The organism is Kitasatospora sp. NPDC001664, from assembly GCF_053596675.1.
Genome location: NZ_JBSFGS010000034.1, coordinates 1 through 25,992 on the forward strand (window position 1 = coordinate 1; position 25,992 = coordinate 25,992).

Sequence of the window (25,992 nt, forward strand, 5' to 3'; positions counted from 1 at the left end):
CCGGCGGGGTGGGCCGCGGTGGCGCGGGCGGGGGGGGGGGCCGCTCGCCGGGGCGCCGCGCCGGGCCTGATCCACCCCACCGACGCCGCTGCGGCGGTCAACGCCTTGGCGGGGCTGACCGCGCGCCTGCCCGACCTGCTCGACCAGGTGGGCACGTTCCTCAGCGGCGAGCAGGCCACCGGCCGGATCGGCACCCCGCTGGCGGAGGACTTCGACGGCGTCCGGCTGGCGCGGGACGCCCGCGAGCACCTCTACGAGGCCGGCCGTACCGCCGCGCTGCTCGCGGAGTCGCTGGCGGCGGCCGCCACCGCCCTGGCTCCGCTCGGGCAGACCCGCACGGCCGGTGGCCCGACCACGCCGCACGTCTGACGGCGCCGCGCGTCCGGCGGCGCCGCGCCCTGACACCGGGATGACGGCGGCTGTCGGTGGGATGTCAGCGGCCTGCCGGTGGGGCCCGGCACCTTCGGAAGGGACGGCGGCCCGGATCCACCGGGCGGCCCGGCCTCGAAGGAGTCACCGTGCACGACACCCACGTCACGATCATCGGCGCCGGACTCGGCGGCCTCGCGCTGGCCCGCGTCCTGCACGTCCACGGTATCCCCGCCACCGTCTACGAGGCGGAGTCCTCGCCCGCCGAGCGGGCCCAGGGCGGGCTGCTGGACATCCATGACTACAACGGCCAACTGGCGATCCGGGCAGCCGGGTTGACGGAGGAGTTCGAGAAGATCGTGCTGCCCGGCCGGCAGGCGCTGCGCGTGCTGGCGACCGACGGCACCGTCCTGCTGGACAAGCCCGACGACGGCAGCGGCGGCCGCCCCGAGGTGGAGCGCGGCGAGCTGCGCCGGATCCTGCTGGAGTCGCTCCCGCCCGGCACCGTCCGCTGGGGCCGCAAGGTCGCCACCACCCGCGCGCTGGGCGGCGGCCGCCACGAGGTGGCCTTCGCCGACGGCGCGAGCGTCACCACCGGTCTGCTGGTCGGCGCGGACGGCGCCTGGTCGCGGGTGCGGCCACTGCTCTCGGACGCGGTGCCGCAGTACTCCGGGACCTCCTCGGTGGAGACCCACCTGTACGAGGCGGACACCCGGTGCCCGGCCGGAGCGGCGGCGGTCGGCGGCGGGTCGATGATCGTGCCCGGCGAGGGGCAGGAGCTGTTCGCCCACCGGGCGGGGGGCGGCACGCTGCACGTCTACGCGCTGCTGACCCGCCCTCAGGAGTGGTTCGAGGCGGTCGACTTCGCCGAGCCGGCCGCCGCCCGGCGGCGGATCGCGGCCGAGTACGCGGACTGGGCCCCCGCCCTGGCCGCGCTGGTGGCGGAGGGCGACAGCGCGCCCGTGCTGCGCCCGCACTTCGGCCTGCCGGGCGACCACCGGTGGGAGCGCGTCCCCGGGGTGACGCTGCTCGGCGACGCCGCCCACCTCCAGCCGCCGAACGGCGAGGGCGCCAACCTCGCCCTGCTGGACGGCGCCGAGCTCGGCCTCGCGATCGCCGCCCACCCGGGCGAGCCGGAGGCCGCGCTGGCCGCCTACGAGCAGGAGATGTTCGTCCGCAGCGCCGAGGTCGCCGCCGCGGAGCACGTCGGCGCGGACGACCTCGAGGGCTTCGCGGCGGCGCTCGGAGCGGCGTAGCCTGCGGCAGCGACGGACGGCAGGCGACGTGCGCCAGCGACTGGCAACAGCCGAGAAGGGGCACGCGCCAGCGACTGGCAGCAGGCGGACAGTGCAGCTGCCTGCGGCAACTGCCTGTCGCCCTGCCGCGCCTGGCGCACCGTCAGCCGGCTGCGAGGGGTGGGCCGCTCGGCGGTTCGGGGTCCGGAACACGCCTGAAGCACCTCCGCGGCGACCAGCCTGCGGCGGCCTTCGCCCGTGAGCGGGGCCCTTCGGCCTGCGGTGTCCAGCTCTCGAACGCTCCCGATGTCCCCGCGCAGCGTCCTCACCTGCCCGAGCCGCCGTCAACCGCCCGCCAGCGGGAGGCCCTGGCTCCGCATGGACTCGACCGTCGCGTCCTGGACCGTGCGCAGCGCTCCGCTCAGCGGCGTCCGGTTCTTGAGTGCCTTGGGCAGCTCCGCGGTGAGCGACTTGGAGGTGGCGGCCATCGCCGGGCCCCAGCGCCAGCGGGAGCTGCCCGAGGCGCCGAGTTGGCGGAAGACGTCGCCGATGACCTGGCCGCCGAAGTAGGGGCTGGGGGCGTTGAGGGCGGGGAGGGTGTCGGTGGCGACGGCCGCCGGGTAGATGCGGGCCTTCTCGACCAGGATGTCCAGGGCCTTGCGGTCGGTGCCGAGCCAGGCCGCGAAGTCGGCGGCGGCCCCCGGCTGGGCGCAGCCCCGGGCCACGGCGGTGGCGGAGCCGCCGTCGAAGACGGCCGGGTCGTTGCCCTTGCCCCAGCCGGGGAGCGGGGCGACCGCCCAGGCGCCGGAGGCGCCGGGGGCGTTCTCCTCCAGCAGGGCGGCGTACCAGACGGGGGCGGGGAAGGCCGCGACGGTGCCGTCGCCCAGGCTCTTGTAGAGCTCGGCGGAGAATCCCTGACGGACCGCCACCAGCCCCTTGTCCACCAGCCCTTGCCAGTACTGGGCGGTGGCGGCGGTGGCCTGGCCGGCGATGTCCACCTGCCACTTGCCGCCCTGGGTGGCGAACCACTGGGCCCCGGCCTGGGCGGCGAGGGCGGTGAACCACCAGGGGTCGTCGGGGGTGAAGGCGGTGAGCGTGGTGCGCGGGGCCACCCGGTGCAGCCGGTCGGCGTCGCGGGCGAACTCCTCCCAGGTGGACTGCGGGCGCATGCCGTACCGCTGGTAGACGTCGCGCCGGTAGAAGAGCGCCATCGGGCCGACGTCGACGGGCATCCCGTAGGCGTCGCCGTCCACCGTCACCTGGGACCAGGCGGATTCGGGGAACAGCACCCGGGCGGCGGCGGTGTCGACGGGGGTGACGGCCTTCGCCGCGACGAAGGCCGGGAGGGACTCGTAGCCGACCTGGACCAGGCAGGGGCCCTTCCCGTCGGCTATCGCCTGCAGCATCGCGTCGTAGCCGCCCTTGCTGCCGGGGTCGGTCGGCCGGAACTCGATCCGGGTCTTCGGGTGCTCGGCGGTGTAGGCGGCGGCCGCCTCGGCGTAGCCGGGGGCCCATCCCCAGAAGGTGACGGTGGTGCCGGTGTCGGCGGCAGGACTGGAGCAGGAGGCGGTCGCCGCGGCCATCATGAGGGCGGCGAGGGCGCCGAGACAGCGTCGTCTCGGGGAGCTGGTCACGGGTGGTCCTTGCATCGGTGTCGCACGGGACGGCGTGGGGGTGACCAGCAGTATGCCGCCAGAAATCGGCTGTACGTCAATGACTTTGATCGAATCGAGGCCGTACCGCCACCACCGCATGCCCGGACGCCGCACGCCTTGTCAGCACACGGTCAGATTCCTCGGCCCTTGGCAGAACGCACAGAGCTCACGCCCGGGGCGGGCAATCGGGCCGGAGCTATTGACCAGGGCGCGCAGGGTTTCTACATTCTGTTGCACCTCGAAGCGCGGAATCCTGATTCCGCATCGTGGATCCACCCATGGGCCGGTCCTGTTCGCCGCAGGAGCCGGCTGGCGAGCGGCTTCCCTCCCGCCCGCCGGGGTCGTCCCAACGTCGCCGCGTCCCCCAGCGGTCGCCGTTCCCGGACCCGAAGAATCCTTGGACGTGGAGGAACCACACGTGAGACCTCGGACCGCCGCCGAGCCCGGCCCGGCACCGCACCCCGTCGACGAGCTGCTGCCGCCCGGCCGGATGGCGACCGTCGCCCTCCAGCACGTGGCCAGCATGTACGCGGGGGTCGCCGCACCGCCCCTGATCATCGGCGCGGCGGCCGGCCTGACCCCCGCTCAGCTGACCACCCTGCTGGCCGCCAGTCTGTTCATCGCCGGCGTCGCCACCCTGCTGCAGACCCTGGGCCCCTGGGGCATCGGCTCCCGACTGCCGTTCGTCAACGGCGTCTCGTTCGCCACCGTGTCGCCGATCCTGGCGGTGATCGAGGCCGAGAAGGGCGCGGCGCTGCCGCTCATCTTCGGCTCGACCCTGGTCGCCGGCCTGTTCTGCTTCCTGCTCGCACCGCTCTTCTGCCGGCTCGTCAGGTTCTTCCCGCCGGTGGTCAGCGGCACCGTGATCACCCTGATCGGCATCTCCCTGCTCCCCGTCGCGGGGAACTGGGCGCAGGGCGGCAACTCCCTCGCCCCCGGCTACGGTTCGCTCGGCAACCTCGGCCTGGCCGGGGTGACCCTGCTCGCCGTCCTGCTCTTCAACCGCTTCCTGCGCGGCTTCCTGCAACGGATCTCGATCCTGCTCGGGATGCTGGTCGGCACCCTGGTGGCGATCCCGTTCGGCAAGGTCGACGCCGGCGCGCTCGGCGAGCTGCCGCTCTTCGAACTGCCGCACCCCTTCGCCTTCGGCGCCCCGCAGTTCCAACTCGCGGCGATCGTCTCCATGCTGGTGGTGATGGTGGTCTCGATGACCGAGTCCACCGCCGACATGATCGCCCTCGGCGAGGTGGTGGAGCGCCCCGCGGACGACCGCACCATCGCCGGCGGCCTGCGGGCGGACGGGCTGGCGACCGCCTTCGGCGGTGTCTTCAACGGCTTCATCTGCTCGGCCTTCGCCCAGAACATCGGCCTGGTCGCCCTCACCCGGATCCGCAGCCGCTTCGTGGTCGCGCTGGCCGGCGTCTTCCTGGTGGTCATGGGCCTGCTGCCGGTGGTCGGCGGGCTGGTCTCGCTGGTGCCGCAGCCGGTGCTCGGCGGCGCGGGCGTGGTGCTCTTCGGCTCGGTGGCCGTGGCCGGCATCCGCACCCTCGGCAAGGCCGACCTGAGCCTGGGCTCCAACGCCGTCATCGTCGCGGTCAGCCTGGCCTTCGGCATCTTCCCGATCGCCTTCCCCGGCTTCTACCGGGCCTTCCCCGAGCAGCTCGCCACCGTCCTGCACTCCGGCATCTCGGTGGGCTGCCTGCTGGCGGTCGTCCTGAACCTGCTCTTCAACCACCTCGGACGCGGCCGCGAGATCCCGCCCGCGTACGTCCCCGAGCAGCAGGTCGAGGCCCTCGGCCGGGTCGCCGACCCGGCCTGACGCCCCGTCCGCCCGACACCGCCGGTCCTGCCCGCGCCGCCCGTTCCCTTGCCGAGGAGCGGGCGGCTCAGGACACTTGACCCCGTTTCACCCGGCCCGGGTGGAGCGGACGCCGTCGGCGCGTCCGGCGGACCGGATCGGGGTGTCCATGGGTTCCAGGATCGTGGCCGGCCCCGGCACGCCCCCGCTGGTCGGCCGGGCCGAGGAGCTGGACGCGCTGCTGACCGCCGCGCTCTCGCCTCCCGCCGTGCTGGTCCTGGAGGGTGAGGCCGGGGTCGGGAAGACCAGGCTGGTCACGGAGCTGCTGGCCGCGCCGAGGCTGGCCGGGCACCGGATGCTCACCGGCCGCTGCCGGGCCTCGCGGGAGCCGTTCCCGTACGGCGTGGTCGTGGAGGCGCTCCTCGGGGCGGCCGCCCGGCTGCCCGCCACCGCACGGCACAGTCCCCTGCTCGGGGTCCTGGGCGGTCACCTGCCCGAGCTTGCGGCGCACCTTCCCGCACCCCCCGCTCCGCTCGGCGACCCGCGCGCACAGACGCACCGGTTCTTCCGCGCGGTGCGCGAACTCCTGGACCTGCTGGGCCCGCTGGTGCTCGTGGTGGAGGACCTCCAGTGGGCCGACGACCACTCCCGGCGGCTGCTGCGCTTCCTGCTGGACGACCTGCCGGCGCGCACCGTCCTGCTGCTGACGCACCGTCCGGAGGACTCCCCCGGCGGACTGCCGCTGGGCCGGGCGTTCCGGCCCGGGCCGGGCGGCACCAGCCTGCGCGTCCGGCTCGGCCCGCTGGAGGTGGCCGAGGTGGGGCGCCTGGCGGCCGGCCTGCTGGGCCTGCCGGAGGTGCCCGCCGCCCTCGCGGCCCGGCTGCACGACCGGACGGCGGGGCTGCCGCAGGTCGTGGTGGCGGTGCTCGGGGCCCCGGCGGGACACCACCGGAGCACCCCGGGTCGGGGCGGCGGCCGGGGCGGAGCGGTCCAGGGCGGTACGGGCCAGGGCGGTACGGGCCAGGGCGGCGTGCCGCCGAGCGACGAGCTCACGGCCCGGAGGCTGCTGGAGACCGCCCCGCTGCCGCCGGTGCTGCTGGAGTCGACGGCGGAGCGGCTGGCGGGGCTTCCGCTCGCCGCCCGCCGGGTCACCGAGGCGGCCGCCGTCCTGGCGGAGCCCGCCCCCGCGCACCTGCTGTCCGCCGTGGCCGGCCTGGCGCCCGCGCAGGGCCGCCGGGCCCTGAGCACCGCCCTGGAGCGGGCCGCGCTGGTCGAGGTCGCGGACTGCCGCTACGCCTGCCGCCACGAGCTGGCCCGGCAGGCGGTCTACGCGACGGTCCCCGGCCCCCGCCGCCAGGAGCTGCACCGCCGGGCGGTGGCCGCCCTGCTCGGGGAGCGGCCCGAGCCGTGGGCCAGGCTCGCCGAGCAGAGCCGGCTGGCCGGTGACCACGCCGGCTACCTGCGGTACGGCGAGGCGGCCGCCGACCGGGCGATCGGGACCGGCGATCCGACGACCGCGATCCGCCTGCTCCAGGCCCTCCTCCGTTCCCCGGAGGCCGGCACGGGCGAAGGCGGCGGCGCCCGTCCGGGCCCGGACCGGCTCGGCGCCGAGGACGTGGACCGCCTGGCGGCGAAGCTCGGCGCCGTCGCCTTCACCGGCGTCGCCCAGCGCGAGGTGCTCCCGCTGCTGACCGGACTGCTCGCCGGGGACCGGCTGTCCGCTCCCCGGGCCGCCGAACTCCGGCTCAGCCTGGGACTGTTGCTGATCCGTCAGGCCGACGGCCTGGAGGCGGCCCGGGTGGAGATCGAGCTCGCGCTGACGGGTCTGGCGCACCGTCCGGACCTCGTCGGGCTCGGCATGGCGGTGCTCGCGCAGCCGTACCTCGGCGCGTCCCCGCTGGACGCGCACCTGCCGTGGCTGCACCGGGTGGACGCGCTGATCGGGGCCACCGACGACCCCCGGCTGCGGCTCACCCTGGCGGCCAACAACATCGCCTCCCGCCTCCACACCGGCGACCCGGGGGCCTGGGAGGTGGCCGACGGGCTGCCGGTCGAGGCGGGGACGCCCGAGGAGCTGCGCCAACTGGCCAGGCTCTACTGCAACGCCGCCGACGCCGGCGCCTGGACCGGCCACCACCGCCGGGCCCGCGGCCTGCTCCAGCGCGGTCTCCGGCTGGCGGCCGACGCCGGCGCCCCGTACGTGCTGAGCACCGCCCGGGCCACCGCCGTCCACCTCGACTGGCTCACCGGGCAGTGGGCCGGGCTGGAGCAGCGGGCCGACGAACTGCTCGCCGAGTACCGGGAGTTGCTGCCGGTGGCGAGCGAACTGGAGCTGGTCCTCGGACTGCTCGCGGCGTCCCGGGGCGCCTGGGACCGAGCCGCCGCCCACTTCGCCGCGACCGGCGTGCACCAGCCGGACAACGCCGTCACCCCGGTGGCGATCGCCGCGCACGCCGGTCTGGTCGGCCTGCTGCTCGCCCAGGACGCCGACCGGGCCGCCGCCGAGGAGGCCGGCCGCGGCCTGCGGCTGCTGCGGGCCAAGGGCGTCTGGGCCTGGGCCGGCGAGCTCGTCCCGGCCGCGGCCGAGGCGTTCTGCCGGACCGGCCGGGCCGCCTCCGCGCTCCGGCTGATCGCCGAACTCGACCGCGAGAGCGCCGCGTTGGCCGCCCCGACGGCCCGGGCCGCGCTGGCCCGGGCCCGGGGCGTGGTCGCCGCCCACGACGGCGATCCGGCCACCGCCGCGAGCTGGTTCGACCGGGCCGGGGCGCTGTACGAGCGGCTGCCCGCGCCCTATCCGGCGGCCCTCGCGGCCGAGCGCGCCGCCCGCTGCCGCCTCGATCTGGGCGATCCTGGCGCACCCGCCGTACTCGGGGAACTGGCCGACCGGTTCGTGGAGTTGGGAGCACCACGCGACGCGGCGCGGTGCCGCCACGCCTTCCGGGCCACCGGTTCCCCCGCACCGTCCCGGCGCGGGCGCCGGGGCTACGGCGACCGGCTGTCGCCCCGGGAGCACGACGTCGCCCGGCTGCTCGTGGACGGCCACACCAACCGGGAGATCGCGGAGGCCCTCTTCCTCTCGGTCCGGACGGTCGAGCAGCACGTGGTGAACGTGCTGCGCAAGCTCAAGGTCGGCTCGCGCACGGAGGTGACCAGCGTCCCCGAGCCCGCGGCGGAGGCGGGCTGACGGCCCGTCGGCGCCGCATTCTTTCCGTAGCCGTACGGGGCGGTCCACCGATTGTTCCCCCCGGGGCCGCGCCCCGAGGGTTACCGGCAGCACACCACCCCGACAAGGAGCTGCCGTGAAACCGAACCACCGCGCGCTGGGCGTCCTGACCGCCGTGCTCGCCCTGCCGCTGCTCGCCCTCCCGACCGCCTCCACCGCCGGGGCGGCCGGGTCCCCGCCCCCGGCCGTCGCGCCGCTCGGCGACACCCCGCTGCCGCACGCGGACGTCACGCCGCAGTCGGTGGGCGGCACGCCCGCCTCCGTCAAGGACTATCCGTTCGTCATCGCCGGTCTGCGGCAAGGGGGTTCGCGACCGCAGGGCCAGACCTGCACCGGCTCGGTGGTGGCCCCCCGCAAGATCCTGATCGCCGCGCACTGCAAGGCCGCCGAGGGACAGAAGTCCTTCCTCTACGGCCTGGACGACCTGAACGCCTCGGGCGGCACCAGGATCGGCGTGGTCAGCTACGACACCCACCCCAAGTACGTGAACTTCGACCAGGGGTACGACGTCGCGGTGGTCACCACCGACCAGGACGTCCCGGTGCCGGGCGGCAAGTACGCCACGGTGGCCACCTCCGCCGACACCGAGCTCCACAAGCCCGGGAAGACGGGGCTGGGCCTGGGCTACGGCAAGAAGGACTTCAACGACGACTCCAAGGACGTCACCCTCACCAAGTTCGGCCTGCCGATCGTGGCCGGGTCCAACTGCAACGGCGTCGGCGCCGGATTCCAGGACGCCACGATGATCTGCAGCGGCTACTCCGACGGGCACGTCTCGATCCTGCCCGGGGACAGCGGCGGCCCGCTGATCGTGGACGGCAAGGTGGTGGGCGTCGCCTCCTGGAGCCGCAGCGACTTCAAGTGGTACAGCGTCTACGGGCGGCTCAACAACGACATGGGCGACTGGGTCAAGGAGCAGATCGGCGGCACCCAGCCTCCGCAGACCTTCTCCCTCGGCCTCTCCCCCGCCGCCGTCAAGGTGGACCCGGGCAAGTCCGTGTCCACCACGGTGACGAGCACCGCCGGCCAGAACGGCAGCGAGACGGTCGAGCTGACCGCCTCCGGCCTGCCGCAGGGGGCGAAGGCCACCTTCCAGCCCTCCTCGATCAGCACCGGCACCAACGCCAAGCTCACCGTCGAGACGGCGTCGACCACCCCGCAGGGCGACTACCAGGTGACCGTCACCGGCACCGGCCCGAGCGGCACCGCCACCACCAAGCTCACCCTGACCGTCGGCGCGGGCACCCCCGCCCCCGGTGACCTCAAGGTCTCCGTCAACCCGACCGGCGGCACCTCCTCGCCCGGCTTCTTCCTGAACGTGACGGTGACCGTCACCGGCGGCACCGGCACCGTGAAGCTCTCGGCCACCGGCCCCGGCCTGCCGATCCCGCCCTCGTTCAGCCCCGCCTCGGTGAACGGCTCCGGGACCTCCCAGATGCAGGTGGTCGCCCCGTTCCAGGCCGGGACCTACCCGGTCACCGTGACGGCGAAGGACGCCGCCGGGAAGACCGCGACGGCGACGTACACCCTCACCGTCCGGTAGCGGCGGGATGACGGGGAGGGCCGCACCCGGCGGGGTGCGGCCCTCTTCGGCGCGTGCTGACGGCGGGTCAGAAGGTGAGCGTGAAGCCCTCGACGGTGCCGGTGTCGAAGCGGTACACGTCCTGCACCCGCAGCGACCAGGTGCCGTTCGCCGTCTCGGCCGAGGCGTTCACCGTGTAGGTGGTGTGGAGGCCGGCCGCCGACCCGACGCCGCCGGCCTTCTGCAGGGAGAAGACCGCGCCGCTCGGTCCGACCAGGTCCACCACCAGATCGGCGGTGTAGGTGTGGCCGATGTCCACCTTCACCGCGAGCGCCGCCGGTGCCTTGCCGTCACAGCCCTGCTGGGTGACCGAACTGCTCACCGCCGCACCGGCGTCCGGGATCGCCACCGGCGTGGTGGTGGAGCGCGGGGCGCAGGCCGGGGGCGGGGTGTCGCCGCCGATGAACGAGACGTTGAGCAGCTTGTTCGGCGAGCCGGAGCCGGCGTTCTTCACCACGCCGTCGGTGGCCCCGGCCACCAGCGCGTCCCGGACGGCCTTCGGGGTGGCGGTGGGGTTGGCGGCCAGGTAGAGCGCGGCGGCGCCGGCCACGTGCGGGGAGGCCATCGAGGTGCCGCTCATGGTCGCGCTGCTGCCGCTGTTCAGCCCCAGCGAGACGACGTTGTTGCCCGGGGCGAAGATGTCCGTGCAGGAGCCGTAGTTGGAGAAGGACGCGCGGTTGTCCGACTCGTCGGAGGCGTTGACGGTGATCACCTCCGGCACCCGGGCCGGGCTGGTGCCGCAGGCGTCGGTGCTGCTGTTGCCCGCCGCCACGGCGTAGGTGATCCCGGCCGCCACCGAGCGCTTGAGCGCCTCGTCGCCGACGCCGACCTGGTCCATCGTCATGCTCATGTTGGCCACGGCCGGCTTGGCCGCGTTCACCGTCAGCCACTCGATCGCGTCCACCGCGGCGGAGTCCGGCCCGGTGTTGGAGCAGTCCCCGCCGAGGACCTTGAGCGCGACCAGCTTGACCTTCTTGGCCACCCCGTAGGTCTTGCTGCCGATGGTGCCCGCGACGTGGCTGCCGTGCCCGAAGCCGTCGGCGCCGCCGCTGCCGACGAAGTCCTTGCCGACCGAGGCCCGGCCCTCGTACTCGGGGTTGTCGGGCTTGATCCCGGTGTCCAGCACGTAGGCCGTGACGCCCTCCCCGGTGTTGGGGTAGGTGTAGGACTTGTCCCGGGGCAGCGCCTTCTGGTCGATCCGGTCCAGCCCCCAGGTCGGGTTCGCCTGGGTGCCGGCCGTCCGGGCGGTGCCGTCCTCGTAGACCGCCGCCACCGCCGGGTCGGCCGCCAGCCGGCGCGCCTGGCGGGCCGTCAGGCCCTTGGCCGAGAAGCCGTGCAGGGCCTGGCTGTACGTCGAGCGGACCGTGCCGCCGTACTGCCCGGCCAGGGCGGACGCCCCGGCGAGGGCGGCGCCGCCCTTGAGGACCACGACGTACTGGTCCCCGTAGTGCTGCCGGGCCGCCACCACGGTGCCCTCGGGCTGGGCGGCGCCGGCCGGGGCGGCGAGGGCGAGGAGGACCGGTATCGCCGCTGCCGCGACGAGGAGTCTGCGCATGCTCTGGCTCCACTTGCTCGTGCAGGGGACCGCGGGGCGGGACCGCGCCGCGGGCGGTGGCCACCGCCACCGCTGCCTCACTGTTGGGGGTGCTCTCCGGGCGAACAAGCGAGGTGGGGCCCCGTAGGGCTACCTAGGAAATCCGGATGCGGCGGCGGGGAGCGGCCGACGGCGCCGTCCGGACCGCCGAGGAGTGACGGGCCGTCACCGGAGCGGGCCGGTAGCGTCGGGGCATGATGCGGATCACAGTGGACCTTGAGTTCGGGCCGGACGGATGGCCGGACCTGGCCGGCGGCGGGGTGCTGGCGGTCCGGGTGCAGGACGTCTCGCTGATGGACGCCCCCGCCCGCACGGTCGCCTCCCGCTCGGTTCCCGTCCCCTCCGGCGGCACGGTGCCGACCGCCTTCGCCCTCGCGTTGCCGGAGCCCGAGGCCGTTGCGCGCTACGCCGCGAGCGCGGTGCTCAACCTCGGCTGGGCCCCGTCCGACGGCGAGTGGCTGCGCCCCGGCGACTGGCTCAGCACGACCCACCATCAGATCCGGCCCGGTGACCGCACCGTGACGGTCCGGCTGGAGCGCTACGCCCCCGGGGGCTGAGCCGGCCGAGCCGCTGCACGATCGCTGCGGGTGGGCGGCCACCACCGACGGACGCCACGGTGGTGCGGACGGAGGGAGCGTGGCGGTGGCAGCGAAGCGCGGAGGTGCTCGTCCGCACTGGGTCTTCGGGGACCAGCTGGGGCCGCACTTCCGGGAGCCCGGGGAGGGCGGGCCGGACGAGGCGGCGCCGATCGTGATGGTCGAGGCCCGGTCGGTGCTGCGGCGGCGGAGGTTCCACCGGGCCAAGGCACACCTGGTGCTGTCGGCGATGCGGCACGCGGCCGCCGAGCTCGGTGACCGGGTGCGGTACGTGCGGGCCGAGACCTACCGGGAGGGGCTCGCCGAGGCCGTCGGGGCGGGCGCGGAGGTGACGGTGTGTCATCCGACCTCGCGGGCCGCGCTGGGGTTGGTGTCGGCGATGCCCTCGGTGACGGTGCTGGCGCCGCGCGGTTTCCTGGTGCCGTTCGCCGACTTCCGGCGGTGGGCCGGGCCGCCGCGGTCGCGGCGGCTGGTGATGGAGGACTTCTACCACCGGGTGCGGCGGGCGGAGCACCTGCTGCTGGAGCCCGACGGCGGGCCGGCCGGCGGGCGGTGGAACCTCGACCACGACAACCGGGAGCCGCCACCCAGGGGCGTCGCCGCGCTGCCCGTGCCGCCGCCGTTCGAGCCCCGGGAGGACGGGATCGACGAGGAGGTGCGGGCCGATCTGGACCGCTGGGAGCGGGCCGGCGAGGTGGCCTTCGTGGGGCGGGACGGGCCGCGCCGGTTCGCCGCGACCAGGGCCGAGGCGCGGGAGGCGCTGGCGCACTTCGTCGAGCACCGGCTGCCGGACTTCGGCCGCTACGAGGACGCGATGCTGCACGCCGATCCGTGGATGGCGCACAGCGCGCTCTCCGTGCCGCTCAACCTCGGTCTGCTGGACCCGGGCGAGTGCGTGGCCGCCGCCGAGGCGGCGTACCGGTCCGGTGCGGTGCCGCTGAACAGCGCGGAGGGCTTCGTCCGGCAGGTGGCGGGCTGGCGCGAGTACGTCTGGCAGCTGTACTGGCACCTCGGCCCGGAGTACCGGGAGGTCAACCGCCTGGGCCACCACGAGCCGCTGCCGGAGTGGTTCCGCGAGCTGGACGCCGACGCCGTCACCGCCCGCTGCCTGGCCGGGACGCTGGCCCTGGTGCGGGACCACGGGTGGGTGCACCACATCCCCCGGCTGATGGTGCTCGGCAACTGGGCGCTCCAGCACGGCTGGGACCCGGCCGAGTTGACCGACTGGTTCCACCGCTGCTTCGTGGACGGCTACGACTGGGTGATGGCCGCCAACGTGCTGGGGATGTCCCAGTACGCCGACGGCGGGCTGGTCACCACCAAGCCGTACGCGGCCGGGGGCGCCTACCTGCACCGGATGGGCGACCACTGCGGGCCGTGCGCCTACCGGCCGACCGAGCGCCTGGGGCCGCGGGCCTGTCCGTTCACCACCGGCTACTGGGCCTTCGTCCACCGCCACCGGGAGCTGCTGGCGGCCAACCACCGCACCTCACGCGCGGTGGCGGGCCTGCGCCGGCTCGGCGGCCTGGAGGAGGTGCTGGCCGCCGAGCGCGAGCGCGGGCAGGCGCCGCCGTGAGGAGCGGGAGGGGGTGACGGCCGGTCAGACCAGGCTGCCGTGGAGGCGCAGGCGCGCGATGCCGCCGTCCGGGAAGACGTCCAGGCGGACGTGGGTGGCCGGGCGGGGTGCGTCCAGCAGCAGGCGGTGGACTGCGTCGGGCTGCAGGCGGGTGGGCGGGAGGAGCTCGAACCAGGCGTCCGGGTCGGCGGCCTCCTCGTCGCGGCCCCACAGGCCGGCCCACCCGGCGGCGTTGCCGACGTAGTAGCCGGTGTCGATCTCCACCGCCCGGATCGCGCCGCGCCCGGCCAGCCGCAGCCGGACCCAGTCGTGGCCGCCGTCGCGGCGCCGGCGGTTCTCCCAACCGTCGCCCATCGCGCCGGACTTGCCGGGCAGCGCGATGCTCACCGGGGAGGAGAAGAAGCGGTCCGAGGCGTCCTCGACGGTGCCGCCGTTCTCGACCGCCGCCAGGTCGAAGGTGCCGAGCGCGGCCAGCCAGGCGTGGTCGGGCCGGGCCTCGCCGTGCACCCGCAGGCGGGCGATGCCGCCGTCCGGGTACTGACGCAGTCTCAGGTGGGTGAAGCGGCGGCCGCCCTCCACCGCGAAGCCGTTGGCGGCGTGGCCGCGCACCGGCGAGCGGGGCACCAGCGGGTGCCAGGCGGTGTCGGCCGCCAGCAGCTCCTCCGGGCCCGGGGTGCCGGGGAGTTCGGTGCCCTCGACGGCGACGTGCAGGGGGTGGTTGCCCCGGAAGTGCGCGGTGTCGACCACCACGCCGTGCACCACGCCCGGCACGCCGAGGCGGATCAGCGCCCAGTCGTGCTCGTCGGCTCCGGGGTGCGGGCGGCCGTCGGCACCCCGGCGGCGGCGGGTCTCCCAACCGTCCATGATCTGGCCCTTGTTGCCGAAGGTGTGCGGCCGGAACTCGGCGGGGTGGGGCAGCAGCAGGTTCTCCCGGTCGGCGAAGAGTTCGTCGTTCGCGGCGAGCACGGCGCCGCCGAGGCGGCGGTCGGCGAGGTCGACCAGCTCGGTGAACGGGAACTCGCCGGAGCGGTAGTCGGCGTAGGGGTTGCCACCGGCGTACGGCGGGGCGGAGGCGTCGGTCGGCGTGGCGGTTGCGGAAGGCTGTGTGGTCATGGATCCACCATCGGCCCTGACGACCTGTCAGGTCCATCGCAGAGTTCTGAGCGAACCGTTCAGCTGGACTGAAGGGTCCGGGCCACCCCGGCCAGCTCGGCCAGCACCCGGCGCAGCGGCGGCGTGGACTCGGTCCCGGCCCGGACCGCGGCCACCACCCGGCGGACGGGCAGGTCCTCGGGCAGCGGGCGGATCACCGCCGCACCGACCCGGCCGGCCGAGGCCAGCCGGGGCACCAGGGCCACCCCGAGCCCGGCCGTGACCAGGGCCAGGATGGCGGCCCAGTCCACGGCGGTGTGCGCCCGCCCGGGGACGAACCCGGCCCTGGCGCAGGCCTCCAGGGTGATCTCCCGCCAGGGGCCGTCGGCGCCGTAGATCCACCCCTCCTCCGCCAGGTCGGCCAGCCGCAGGCCGGGTGCGGCGGCCAGCGGATGGCCGGGCGGCAGGGCCACGTCCATCGGATCGGTGAGCAGCGCCGTCTCGACCAGGCCGGGCCCGCGGCCGACCGGCCCGACGGCGAGCGACAGCGCCAGGTCCACCTCACCGGTGGTGAGCAGCCGCAGTGCCTCCTCCGCCTCGGCCTCCTCGACCCGTACGGTCAGCCCGGGCACGGAGGTGCGCAGCCCCGCCACGGCCGGGACCACCAGCCCGGTGATCGCGGTGGCGAAGGCACCGACCCGCACCTCGCCCGCCTCGCCGTGCAGGTAGCCCGCGAGCTCCGCCTCGGCGCGCTCCAACTGGCCGAAGACCACGGCCGCGTGACGCAGCACCAGCCGGGCCGCCGGGGTGAGGCGGACGCGCCGTCCGTACGGCTCCAGCATCGGCGCCCCCACCTGGCGGGCCAGCGCCGAGACCTGCTGCGAGACCGCCGAGACCGACAGGTGCAGCCGCTCGGCGGCGGCCGTCACCGTCCCGCACTCGTCGACCGCCCGCAGCACCCGCAGCCGTCTCAGGTCCCATTCGCCCGTCGCTCCGCCCATCGGGCCAGCTTAGGGGGCCGTTTCCTCCGGCGGCCGGGCCCGTCGGTCAGGGGGTGGTCGGGCCCGTGGCGTCGATCTCGGCCCAGACGGTCTTGCCCTGCGGGTTGGGTGCGGCGCCCCAGCGGTCGGAGGCCTGCTGCACGATGTAGAGGCCGTGGCCGCCGGGCACGCCGGGGCGGTGCGGCTCGCGGAGCACGGGCAGCTGCGGGGAGGTGTCGCTCACCTCGATCCGCAGCCGGGCCTCGGCCACGTCGAGCACCACGTCGAGCGGGCCGTCCGCGTGCAGCATGGCGTTGGCCACCAGCTCGGCCACCAGCAGCACCACGTCCTCGGCGCCGGGCCAGGACCAGTCCGCCAGTGCGCCGAGGGTGAACTCGCGGGCGCGGGCGACGGGCTTGCGCTGCCCGGCCAGGGCCAGCCGCCGGCGCTGGCCGCCGGGCGGGAAGGCGGGGGCGGCTCCGGAGTGACGGACGGTCAGGGTCTCCCGGGGCGCGGTCATTCGGTCAACCCTTCCGATCGGTGGTCGTCACAGGGCCTGCTTCCCGCCCTGCCGCGTTTGATGCACGCGACCTCACCGCGGTGGTCACCGGGCCCCGTCGAGTGCGGCCTGAACGCTCGGGCTCAGCTCGAACACCGCTTCGGCGCCGGTCAGTTCGAGCAGTCGCCGGACGGGCGCGGAGGCCGCCGCCAGCCGCAGTCCGACCCCGGCCCCCTGGGCGGCGACCCGTGTCCTGAGCAGCAGGTTGAGCCCGGAGGAGTCGCAGAAGCCGACCTCGGCGAGATCGACCACCACGACCTCCGGCCGGGCGTGCAACGCATCGTCGAGGACCTGCTCGGCGGGCGAGAGCGACTCCACGTCCAGGTCGCCCACGAGGCGGCAGACCACCGCGCGTTCGCCGACGGCGCTCAACTCGGCCGTCAGCCCTTCGTCGTGGACCGGCATCCGCGTCCCCTCCCCCAGTGGTGTCGTCATGACTCTACGCGCTCCGGGTGCTCAGGTGGATTCGAGGCCGCGGCGCAGCTTGGCGAGCGTACGGCTGAGCAGGCGGGAGACGTGCATCTGGGAGAGCCCGAGCCGCTCGCCGATCTGGGACTGCGTCAGTTCCTGGGTGAAGCGCATCGACAGGATGAGCCGCTCGCGCTCGGGCAGGGCGGCGATCAGCGGCTGGAGGGAGACCAGGTCGTCGACCAGGCCGAGGCGCGTGTCGCTGCCGCCCAGGCGGGCGGCCAGGGCGCCGCCGGCGTCCTCGTCGGGGCCGACGGGGAGGTCGAGGGAGTCGGCGCTGTGCGCGTTGGCGGCGCCCAGGCCCTCGATGACCTCCTCCTGGGTCAGTCCCAGGTGCTCGGCGAGCTCGGCGACGGTGGGGGCGCGGTCGAGGTGGTGGGCGAGGTGGTCCTGGGCCTTGGCCAGGGCGAGGCGCAGCTCCTGCAGGCGGCGGGGGACGTGGACGGCCCAGGTGGTGTCGCGGAAGTGGCGGCGGATCTCGCCCAGGATGGTGGGGATGGCGAAGGTGGTGAACTCCACCCCGCGGTCGGGGTCGAAGCGGTCGATCGCCTTGATCAGGCCGACCGCACCGACCTGCAGCAGGTCCTCCGCACTCTCGCGGTGGGCGGTGAAGCGGCGCATCGCGAAGCGCACCAGCGAGAGGTTGAGCTCCACCAGCGAGGAGCGCACGTAGGAGTACTCGCGGGTGCCCTCCTCCAGTCCGGCCAGGCGGGCCAGCAGCACCCGGGTCAGGTCACGGGCGTCCGCCGGCGCCACCTCGCCCAGGTCCTCCACTCCGTCCAGCTCCGGGGCCACCTCCCGGTGGCCGCGCGGCGGTGCGATCCGTACGCGGTCCTGCGGGATGGTGAGCTCGGCTGTCACGAGCTGGTCCCCGATCGCGGGCATGTCGGTCCTTCCCTCGGCTGCCAGGTCATTCGCCCGGCTACCCCCGTGTTCGGAGCTCATGCACCAGCGGATGGTGAAGGTCTTGTGAAGGCGCCCGGGGGTGGCGCTTGGCGGTCCCACTGCAGGTGGAGCACGGCGAGGTCGTCGGTGTGCCGGCCGTCGTTCAGGGCCTGGGCCCGCTCGATCACCCGGTCGACGTGGACGGCGGGGTCACCCGGGACGCCGGAGCCGATCAGCGCGAGCAGGCCCTCGACCCCGAGCCGCTCGCCGGTGCCGCCGTTGTGCCCCTCGGTGAGGCCGTCGGTGTAGATGGTCAGGGCGCCGGCCGACGGGAGCGGGACGAGCGTGCTGGGCCAGTTCCGCAGCCCGGGCAGGATGCCGAGCGCGATGCCGTGGTCGGCGCGCACCTCGCGGGTGCCTGCGGGGGTGGTGAGCAGCGGCTCGTGGTGGCCGGCCAGGTACAGGGTGGCGGTGCCCCCGCCCTGGTCGAGGGTGAGCAGGGTGCAGGTGGCGAACTGCGAGTCGCCGCCGCGCTCGGCGACCAGCACCCGCTCCATCAGGTCCAGCAGTTCCTCGCCCCGATGGCCGCCCAGCACCAGCGAGCGCCAGGCGATCCGCAGCAGTACGCCGAGCGCGGCGGCGTCCCGGCCGTGTCCGCTGACGTCGCCGACCACGGCGTGCAGCAGACCGTCGTCGCCCACGACCACGTCCAGGAAGTCACCGCCGAGCAGCGCCATGGCGGTGCCCGGCAGGTAGCGGCTGGTCACCCGCACGGTGGAGGTGCCGAGGATCGGCGGCGGCAGCAGGCCGCGCTCCAGCCGGGCGTTCTCCTCCGCCCGCAGCCGGACGGTCCGGGCCTCCATCGCGGCCCGTTCGGTCCGGCTGCGGTAGACCGCGTAGCGCAGGGTGCGGCGCAGCAGTTCGGGGTCGACCTTACCCTTGACCAGGTAGTCCTGGGCGCCGGCGGCCATCGCCTCGGTGCCGGCCCTGGCCTCGGCCAGGCCGGTGAGCACGATCACCGCGTGCTCGGGGGCGAGCTCGCGCACGGCGGTGGTGCCGGCCGCGTCGGGCAGGTGCAGGTCCAGCAGGACGCAGTCGATCCGACGGACCGTCAGGACCTGCTTGGCGTCGGCCAGCGTGGTGCTGACGGTGAGTTCGTGGGGCAGGCCGGTGTCCAGCAGCAGTTCCTCGACCAGGAGCGCGTCGGCCTCGTCGTCCTCGATCAGCAGGACCCGGTAGACCGGCTGCTCCTCGGCCGCTGCGGGGCGGGCGGTGGCGGCGGAGGTCACCGGGCCTCCTGACCGGCGGCCAGGGTGAAGGCGATCCGGGTGCCGTCGCGGTGCTCCGGGTCGACGGCGATGGTGCCGCCGTGGAACTCGACGATCTTGCGGCACATCGCCAGGCCGATGCCGCTGCCGCCGTAGGCGTCCTTGGTGTGCAGCCGCTGGAAGATCACGAACACCTGCTCGGCGAACTCGGGGGCGATGCCGATGCCGTCGTCGGTGACGGCGAACTGCCAGAGCCCGTCCTCCCCGGGCCGGGCCGAGACGTGGACCGTCGGACGCCCGCCGGGGCGGCGGAACTTCACCGCGTTGGCGATCAGGTTCTGCCAGAGCATCCCCATCTGGGTGGGGTCGGCCACCACGGTGGGCAGCGGGTCGTGGGTGATCCGGGCGCCGGCCTCCTCGACGGAGATGCTCAGGGCGTCCAGGGTCCGCTCCAGGGTCTGCTCCAGGTCGACCTCCTGGTGGCTCTGGTGCACCCGGCCGACCCGGGAGAACTCCAGCAGGTCGTTGATCAGCGCCTGCATCCGGTTGGCCCCGTCGACCGCGAAGCCGATGTACTGGTCGGCCTTGGCGTCGAGTTGGCCGCCGTACCGGCGCTGGAGCAGCTGGGTGAAGCTGGAGACCTTGCGCAGCGGCTCCTGGAGGTCGTGCGAGGCGACGTAGGCGAACTGCTCCAGCTCGGCGTTGGAGCGCTGCAGGTCGGCCGCCTGCTCGTCCAGGCGCTGCCGGGCCTCCTCCGCGAAGTCCAGCTCCCGCACCAGGCGCAGGCGCATCGAGTCGATCTCCGCGCCGAGCCGCCGCAGGTCGGCCGGGCCGGTGGCGGTGATGGCGTGCCCGAAGTCGCCGCCGGCGACCCGCCGGGCGTCCGCGCCGAGCCGCTCCAGAGGGCGGGTGACGCCCCGGCGCAACCCCTCGAAGGCCAGCACGGTGAGCACCAGCACGACCGCGCCGATCGCCGCGAACAGCCAGTTGCGCACCCGCATGGTGGACAGCAGGTCCGCGCGCGCCCGCGCCCGGTCGGCACTCAGGTGCTCCTGCTGGCGGCGCAGTCCGTCCCGGACGGCGTCGAAGGCGGCCTTGCCGGCGGCGGCCGACTCGGCGGCCCGGGGGGTCGGCGCGCCGGGCGGGAGCGCGGCGACCGGGTCGGCCGTCTCCTGCTGCCACCGGGCGACCGCGTCCTGAAGGGCCGTCAGGTCGGCGAGCCCGGTGGCGTTGCCGCGCAGCAGCTCGGCCAGCCGCGCGGTGTGGGTCCGCTGGTCCGCCAGGCCCTGCTGGTAGGGCGTCAGGAACGCGGGGTTCCCGGTGAGTCCGTAGCCGCGGATGCCGGTCTCCTGGTTGAGCAGGGCGGACTCCAGGCGGAACGAGGTCGACATCGCCGGGGACCGCACGTCCACCAGCTCGGTGCTGAGCACCTGGGTCCGGTCAAGCACCCAGTACCCGGAGACGCCCAGCACCGCCAGCACCGCCAGGGCGAGCGCGGCGCCGCTCCGCAGCCACCGCCGGGTGGTCCAGGCGGCCGACGGCCGGGAGGACGGGGGCCTTCGGTCCTCGGACATGGTTTGAGCACCTCCAGTAGCGGCCATCCGGGGGAGGTGGCCCGCGCATACTGTAGGGCCATCATGACAACGCTTGTTGTCGCGGGTCGGGGAGGCGGCCTAGAGTGGCGCCATGCCTGGCAAGAACTTCCTGCTCCGGGCCACCACGGAGGAGACCGCGGCGATCGCGGAGGCCGCGGTGGACCGGCTGGCGCGCCGCCTCGCGCTCCAACTGCTGGCGGACTCCCCGGCGGCCGGGACAGCGGCGCCCGCGCTGGGCCTGCTGCACGTCCTGGAGCAGGTCCAACGGGCCGCCGAACGGCTGCAGGGCGGGGCCGCCGCCACCGCCGTCCGGGCCGGGGCCGGCTACCCGCAGCTCGGCTCGGCCTGCGGCCTCACCCGCCAGGGCGCCCGGCGGCGCTGGCCGGGCATCCACGACCGATCCGCCGAAGCACCCACGGAGACCTTGATGATGACCAGTCCCGCCCGCGCCTTCGACGTCCTGCTGGTCGAGGACGACGCGGCCGACGCCCTGCTCATCGAGGAGGCGCTGGCCGAGCGCGGTGCCCGCAACCTGGTCCAGGTCACCGACGGGATCGCCGCGCTGGAGCACCTGCGCGCGCCGGGGGCGGTCCGCCCCGACCTGATCGTGCTGGACCTCAACATGCCCCGGATGAACGGCCGGGACCTGCTGCGGGTGCTGAAGACCGACGAGGAGCTGCGGACCATCCCGGTGGTGGTCCTCACCACCTCCTCCGCGCCGGACGACGTCGCGGACGCCTACAGCAGCCACGCCAACGCGTACGTCACCAAGCCGGTGAACCTGGACGAGTTCGAGCGGGCGGTGCAGAGCATCGACGCCTTCTACCTCGACACCGCCACCCGCCCTCCCCGCGACTGACGGACGGTCAGGACCCGATGGCACCGGATCTCCGGGCACCGACAGGACGCGAGGGCGTGGGCATGGCGTGGAGCGGGCACCTGCACCGGCTGTGGAGCCTGGCCACCTCGGCGACGGACGTCACCGCGCTGACCGCGGAGCTGTTCCGCGCGCTGGCCGCCGAGCCCGGCGTCCTGGTGGTGGCCGGGGCCCGGTGGGGCGCGGACCAGCGGGTGCGCTACCTGCGGCTGCTGCTGCCCGGTGAGGCCGAGCCGCGCTGGGAGTACCCGGACCCCGCGCTCCACCCGTCGGACGGCCGCCGCCCCGCCGACGGCTGGCAGGTGCGCCGGCTGGACCCGGCGGACCCGGCCGGGTCGCACCGGCCCGAGGCGGCGGCGCTGCGGGCGAGCGGGGCACCGCTGGCGGTGGAGGCGCTCTTCCCGTTGAACGAGGGCGGCTGGGGCACGGTGGTGCTGGGGGTCACGGACGAGGACGCCGCCGCGCGGGGGGCCGCCTGCCTGGCCCAGGCCAGGGACGTGGCGGCCTGCTGCGAGCAGCGGATCGCCGAGCAGCGCGGCCGCGAGGAGCGGCTGGCCCGGGACGCCATCCTGGCCGAGGCCTCGCTGCAGATGGGGTCCTCGCTGGAGATCGGCGAGACCCTCCAGCGGGTGGCCCGGATCGCGGTGCCGGCGGTGGCCGACGGCTGCCTGGTCCACCTGCTCCGGGACGGGGAGCCGACGCCCGTCGCCCAGGTGCACGTCAGCGCCCGCCGGCAGGCGGAGCTGACGGCGGTCGATCCGGCCGACCCGTGGATGACCGGCGTGCTCACCCGGGCCGGCCGCTCCCCGCGCGGCCTGCGGCTCGGCCCGGCCGACCTGGCGGGCGGCCCGTTCGGCCCGGCCGCCGCCGCGGGCGCTGTGCGGGCGGTGACGGTCGATCCGCTCCGGGCCCATGGCCGGACCCTGGGCACCGTCACCTTCCTCTACAGCCGGGACCGGGTCCCCCAGGAGGAGTTCCGCGCCGACCTGGCCACCCGGGCCGCGCTGGCGATCGACAACGCCGCCCGCTACGAGCAGCGCCGGCAGGACGTGCTCTCGCTCCAACGCCACCTGCTGCCCGCCCGGCTGCCGGAGGTGCCGGGCCTGGAGTTCGCCGCGGCCCACCGGGTCGGCGACGCGATGCTGGAGGTCGGCGGCGACTTCTACGACGTGGTGACCGGCCCGGACGGGCAGGTGTCGCTGCTGGTCGGCGACGTCTGCGGCCGCGGGGCGCCGGCCGCCGCGCTGACCGGCCTGGCCCGGCACACCCTGCGCACGGTGCTGGAGGACGGCACCGGTGCGGGCCCGGCCCTGAGCCGGCTCAACCGCGCCCTGCACTCGGCCGCCACCTCACGGTTCGTCACCGCGCTGGCCTGCGTGCTGCGGTGGCACGGGGACGGGCTGGTGGTGCGCGCCGCCAACGCCGGGCACCCGCCGCCGCTGGTGCTGCGGGCCGACGGCAGGGTCGAGGAGGTGCCGGCCCGCGGCCTGCTGCTCGGGGTGGTGGAGGACGTCACGTACGAGGAGTGCACCGTCCGGCTCGGCGGGGGCGACCGGCTGGTGATGTTCACCGACGGCCTGACCGAGGCCCGGGACGCGGACGGCGTCTTCTTCGAGGCGCACCTGCGCGGCCGGCTGACCGAGCTGCGCGACCGGTCGGTGGCCGAACTGGCCGAACGGCTCACCCGGGAGGCGACCGAGTTCACCGCTGCGGGGACGGACGACACGGCGGTGCTGGTGGCCGGCCTGCCGGCCGCCGGCCCGCGTCGCGGCGGCCGGAGGAACACCAGGAACGACCCGGCATCCGGAGGAGCACGATGAAGGACCCGGCACTCGTCCTGGTGGTCGAGGACTCCGAGGAGGACACCGAGGCGATCATGCGCGCCCTCGGCCGCTCGCACCCGCTGCTGCGGCTGGAGTTCCTGGCCCGCAGCGAGGCCGCCCTCCCCCGGCTGCTCGACCCCGGCCGCCCGGCGCCCGACCTGGTGCTGCTGGACCTCAACATGCCGGGGCGCGGCGGGCACGGCGTCCTGGCGGACATCCGGGCCCGGCCCGAGCTGCGGGAGGTGAAGGTGGTGGTGTTCACCTCCTCCACGGCACCGGCGGAGGTGGACGCCTGCTACGCGGCCGGGGCCGACAGCTACGTCTACAAGCCGGTCAACTTCGAGCTGTTCCAGACCGTGCTGCGGGGAGCGGTCGACTACTGGCTGGGCGAGGGGGCGGGCTGACCGGCTGACGGGGCGTCGGTCCGGCCGGCCAGGGTGAACCAGACCTCGGTGCCCCTGCCCGGGGCGCTGTCCAGCCAGAGCAGACCGCCGTGCCGCTCGACGATGCGCTTGACCACCGCCAGGCCGACGCCCGATCCGCCGCCGCGCTCGTCCCGGTGGTGCAGCCGGCGGAACAGCTCGAACACCTCCTGCTGCTGGTCGGCCGGGATCCCGATCCCGTTGTCCCGGACCACCACCGCCCGCACCGGCCCGCCGCCGCCCGGCGGCACCCGCTCGCCGACCCCGACCTCGACCGTGCGGCGCTCCACCTCGCCCGGGTCGGCCGCGTACTTGGCCGCGTTGACCAGCAGGTTGACCAGCACCTCGTGCAGCCGGTCGCGGTCGGCCACCACCTCGGGCAGGGCCGCCGGGCGCTCCACGGTGACCAGTTGCTCGGCGAGCCTCGGCCCGGCCACCTCCAGCGCCTCGTCCAGGGCGGTGTCCAGCGACACCGGGGCGAGCCGCAGGCCCGCCCGGCCGAGCCGGGCGAAGTGCAGCAGCGAGTTCAGCAGGTCGTCCATCCTGGTGGCCAGTCGCTGGACGGTGCGCAGCCGGCGGCGCGAGGTGCCGTCCAGGCCGTCGCCGGCGTCCTCGGCCATGAAGGCCGCCGCGTTGGCGATGCCGCGCAGCGGCTCCTTCAGGTCGTGCGCGGCGGCGTGCGCGAAGGAGTCCAGGTCCTCGTTGTAGCGGGCGAGTTCGGCGTTCAGCCGGGCGAGCTCGGTGGTGTGCCGGAGCATCCGGGCGGTGACCGTGCGGCCGAGCTCGCGGGCCGCCAGCAGGTCGGCGGTTCCCCAGGGCTCGCTGCGGCCGCGCACGGTGGCCTCGAAGACGGCGGAGGAGCCGCGCGGGGTGAGCCGTTCGCCCCGGCTGCCGACCCGCACCGGGTGCCGGGGGTCGGCGGCCCAGCGCCGGGTGACGGTCCGTTCGCCCCGGTGCCAGAGCAGGAAGTCGCCCTCCTCGGAGAGCGGGGTGAGCAGCACCCCGCTGGGCGGGAGCGGCCGGTCGGGGTCGGGGCGGCCGTCCTCGCCGTACAGCTCCTCCCACAGCCGGTCGGTGGTCCAGACCCCGGAACGCCCCTGACCGCCGGCCCGTCCCGCGCGGTCGGCGAGGTCGGCGACCTCGGCCAGCAGCGGGCCGGGGAGTCCGTCGGCGTCGCCGACCGCCACTCCCTCCCGGTGGAGCACCACGCCCTGGGCGCCGACGAGTTCGCACAGCGCCTCGCGTTCGGCCAGGACGAAGGCGGCCAGGTCCGGCGAGAGCCGCTCGCAGGCGCGGTCCACCGCGGCGCGGGCCGCCTCGGCGGCCTCGGACTGCTCGCGCTCGGCGATCGCCGCGAGTTGCAGCGAGAAGGCGATGCCGAAGAACTCGCAGGCGGCGCGGAGTTCGGGCGACAGCCGGTTCGGCCGGTCGCCGTGACAGGCGATCAGGCCCCAGAGCCGGCCCTCGAAGAGGATCGACACCGACATCGAGGAGCGCACCCCGATGTTGCGCAGGTACTCCAGGTGGAAGCCGGAGACGGTGCGCAGGACCGACCCGGACAGGTCCAACGGCCGTCCGGTGGACGGGCGCAGCGGTGGCTCCAGCCCGACCGTCGGGTCCTCGACGTCGGCGATCACCCGGATCCAGTTCTCCCGGTAGAGGCGGCGGGCCTGCGGCGGGATGTCGGTGGCGGGGAACCACAGGCCGAGCCACGGGTCGCGGCCCGCCGCGGCGTCCTCCGCCAGCACCTCGCCCGGGCCGTCCTCGCCGTCGAAGCGGTAGGCGACCACCCGGTCGAAGCCGGTCAGCGCACGCACCTCGCGCACCGCGGCCTCGCAGCACTCCAGGACGGTGCGGGACTTCTGCAGGCGCTTGAGGGCCTGTCGCACGCCCCGGTAGAAACCGTCGAAGCGGAACTGCGGCTCGGTCCTCGGCTCGAACTCCAGCACCAGCAGCGGGCCGTCGCGGTGGACCGTCACGTCCACCGTCCGCCGCCCGCCCTCCCCCGCTCCCTCCAGCACCATCGGCAGCAGGGCCGCCGCGCCGCCCTCCTCCTCGGCGGCCTCCACGGCCTCGGCGTACTGCCGGGCACCGAGCAGCTCCTCCGCCGGGAGGCCGACCGGGGACCGGCCGGGCGCTCCGAGCAGCTCGCCCGCGTTGGCGGCGGCGGTGTCCACCAGGCCGGTGGTGGTGTCGACCGCGAGCAGCGTCCCGTGGGACTGCACGCCGCCCAGCAGGTGGATCTCCTCACGGACGCAGGCGGACAGGTCGAAGTCGCCTCCGACCGCCTGCTCCGCCGCGACCTCGCGCTCCGACAGCCAACCGTCGATCTCCACCGTGCACGCACCTCACCGCCACCGACCGGCCGTGCACCGGTACCTGACGCATCCTCGCA

20 protein-coding genes are annotated in these 25,992 nt (G+C 75.3%); 10 read left to right on the forward strand and 10 right to left on the reverse strand.

Going from position 1 to position 25,992, the window contains the following annotated elements; genetic code table 11:
• Both ACWCYY_RS34080 and ACWCYY_RS34085 read left to right on the forward strand, forming a co-directional pair.
• The coding region (locus ACWCYY_RS34080; RefSeq protein WP_449798212.1) for a hypothetical protein at positions 1 to 369 on the forward strand (369 nt) is incomplete at its 5' end.
• Positions 370 to 518: 149 nt separating this feature from the next.
• Positions 519 to 1,625, forward strand: coding sequence for an FAD-dependent oxidoreductase (locus ACWCYY_RS34085; protein ID WP_380150266.1), 1,107 nt, complete (start codon positions 519 to 521; stop codon positions 1,623 to 1,625).
• Positions 1,626 to 1,948: 323 nt separating this feature from the next.
• Here the strand turns inward: ACWCYY_RS34085 and ACWCYY_RS34090 are convergent, their stop codons facing one another.
• A complete protein-coding gene (locus ACWCYY_RS34090; protein WP_345290907.1) occupies positions 1,949 to 3,238 on the reverse strand; it encodes an ABC transporter substrate-binding protein in 1,290 nt (429 codons plus the stop codon).
• A gap of 439 nt (positions 3,239 to 3,677) precedes the next feature.
• On the opposite strand from ACWCYY_RS34090, the gene ACWCYY_RS34095 reads away from it, so the two are divergent.
• The 3 genes from ACWCYY_RS34095 to ACWCYY_RS34105 all read left to right on the forward strand — a co-directional run bounded on the left by ACWCYY_RS34095 (position 3,678) and on the right by ACWCYY_RS34105 (position 9,823).
• On the forward strand, positions 3,678 to 5,078 hold the full coding sequence (locus tag ACWCYY_RS34095) for a nucleobase:cation symporter-2 family protein (RefSeq protein ID WP_449798213.1): 1,401 nt from the start codon (positions 3,678 to 3,680) through the stop codon (positions 5,076 to 5,078).
• 148 nt (positions 5,079 to 5,226) lie between these two features.
• A complete protein-coding gene (locus ACWCYY_RS34100) occupies positions 5,227 to 8,241 on the forward strand; it encodes an ATP-binding protein (RefSeq protein WP_449798214.1) in 3,015 nt (1,004 codons plus the stop codon).
• Between the two features lie 115 nt (positions 8,242 to 8,356).
• Positions 8,357 to 9,823 (forward strand): trypsin-like serine protease, encoded by a 1,467-nt coding sequence (locus ACWCYY_RS34105; protein WP_449798215.1) that lies wholly within the window; start codon positions 8,357 to 8,359, stop codon positions 9,821 to 9,823.
• A 67-nt stretch (positions 9,824 to 9,890) separates the two neighbouring features.
• Here ACWCYY_RS34105 and ACWCYY_RS34110 read toward each other — a convergent pair whose 3' ends face one another.
• Complete coding sequence (locus ACWCYY_RS34110) at positions 9,891 to 11,417, reverse strand: S8 family peptidase (RefSeq protein WP_449798216.1); 1,527 nt, start codon at positions 11,415 to 11,417, stop codon at positions 9,891 to 9,893.
• 233 nt (positions 11,418 to 11,650) lie between these two features.
• Between ACWCYY_RS34110 and ACWCYY_RS34115 the strand changes: the two genes are divergently transcribed.
• Together ACWCYY_RS34115 and ACWCYY_RS34120 are read left to right on the forward strand one after the other, a co-directional pair.
• Positions 11,651 to 12,013: a YbaY family lipoprotein gene (locus tag ACWCYY_RS34115; protein WP_345290910.1), complete on the forward strand. Its 363-nt coding sequence runs from the start codon at positions 11,651 to 11,653 to the stop codon at positions 12,011 to 12,013.
• Positions 12,014 to 12,098: 85 nt separating this feature from the next.
• Positions 12,099 to 13,628, forward strand: coding sequence for a cryptochrome/photolyase family protein (locus ACWCYY_RS34120; protein ID WP_449798217.1), 1,530 nt, complete (start codon positions 12,099 to 12,101; stop codon positions 13,626 to 13,628).
• 24 nt (positions 13,629 to 13,652) lie between these two features.
• On the opposite strand, the gene alc is transcribed toward ACWCYY_RS34120, so the two are convergent.
• The 7 genes from alc to ACWCYY_RS34155 form a co-directional block, all read right to left on the reverse strand.
• Complete coding sequence (gene alc, locus ACWCYY_RS34125; RefSeq protein ID WP_449798218.1) at positions 13,653 to 14,741, reverse strand: allantoicase; 1,089 nt, start codon at positions 14,739 to 14,741, stop codon at positions 13,653 to 13,655.
• A 59-nt stretch (positions 14,742 to 14,800) separates the two neighbouring features.
• A complete protein-coding gene (locus tag ACWCYY_RS34130; protein WP_345290913.1) occupies positions 14,801 to 15,721 on the reverse strand; it encodes a LysR family transcriptional regulator in 921 nt (306 codons plus the stop codon).
• 46 nt (positions 15,722 to 15,767) lie between these two features.
• Positions 15,768 to 16,220 carry an ATP-binding protein gene (locus ACWCYY_RS34135; RefSeq protein WP_345290914.1) on the reverse strand — a complete coding sequence of 151 codons (453 nt, stop codon included), beginning with the start codon at positions 16,218 to 16,220 and terminating at the stop codon, positions 15,768 to 15,770.
• A gap of 84 nt (positions 16,221 to 16,304) precedes the next feature.
• Positions 16,305 to 16,664, reverse strand: coding sequence for an STAS domain-containing protein (locus ACWCYY_RS34140; RefSeq protein WP_380150267.1), 360 nt, complete (start codon positions 16,662 to 16,664; stop codon positions 16,305 to 16,307).
• Between the two features lie 51 nt (positions 16,665 to 16,715).
• Positions 16,716 to 17,612: a SigB/SigF/SigG family RNA polymerase sigma factor gene (locus ACWCYY_RS34145; protein WP_345290916.1), complete on the reverse strand. Its 897-nt coding sequence runs from the start codon at positions 17,610 to 17,612 to the stop codon at positions 16,716 to 16,718.
• 56 nt (positions 17,613 to 17,668) lie between these two features.
• A complete protein-coding gene (locus tag ACWCYY_RS34150; RefSeq protein WP_345290917.1) occupies positions 17,669 to 18,901 on the reverse strand; it encodes a PP2C family protein-serine/threonine phosphatase in 1,233 nt (410 codons plus the stop codon).
• Positions 18,898 to 20,454, reverse strand: coding sequence for a sensor histidine kinase (locus ACWCYY_RS34155; protein ID WP_449798219.1), 1,557 nt, complete (start codon positions 20,452 to 20,454; stop codon positions 18,898 to 18,900). Before ACWCYY_RS34155 ends, ACWCYY_RS34150 begins: the two co-directional genes overlap by 4 nt.
• A gap of 112 nt (positions 20,455 to 20,566) precedes the next feature.
• Between ACWCYY_RS34155 and ACWCYY_RS34160 the strand changes: the two genes are divergently transcribed.
• The 3 genes from ACWCYY_RS34160 to ACWCYY_RS34170 all read left to right on the forward strand — a co-directional run bounded on the left by ACWCYY_RS34160 (position 20,567) and on the right by ACWCYY_RS34170 (position 23,579).
• The gene (locus tag ACWCYY_RS34160) at positions 20,567 to 21,334 is read left to right on the forward strand and encodes a response regulator (RefSeq protein ID WP_345284443.1); all 768 of its coding nucleotides are present in this window, start codon (positions 20,567 to 20,569) and stop codon (positions 21,332 to 21,334) included.
• 62 nt (positions 21,335 to 21,396) lie between these two features.
• Positions 21,397 to 23,172, forward strand: a complete 1,776-nt coding sequence (locus ACWCYY_RS34165; RefSeq protein WP_449798220.1) for a PP2C family protein-serine/threonine phosphatase — start codon at positions 21,397 to 21,399, stop codon at positions 23,170 to 23,172.
• The gene (locus tag ACWCYY_RS34170; RefSeq protein WP_345284445.1) at positions 23,169 to 23,579 is read left to right on the forward strand and encodes a response regulator; all 411 of its coding nucleotides are present in this window, start codon (positions 23,169 to 23,171) and stop codon (positions 23,577 to 23,579) included. Before ACWCYY_RS34165 ends, ACWCYY_RS34170 begins: the two co-directional genes overlap by 4 nt.
• Here the strand turns inward: ACWCYY_RS34170 and ACWCYY_RS34175 are convergent.
• Complete coding sequence (locus tag ACWCYY_RS34175; RefSeq protein WP_449798221.1) at positions 23,552 to 25,933, reverse strand: ATP-binding protein; 2,382 nt, start codon at positions 25,931 to 25,933, stop codon at positions 23,552 to 23,554. The genes ACWCYY_RS34170 and ACWCYY_RS34175 overlap by 28 nt on opposite strands.
• Between the last annotated feature and the right edge of the window lie 59 nt (positions 25,934 to 25,992).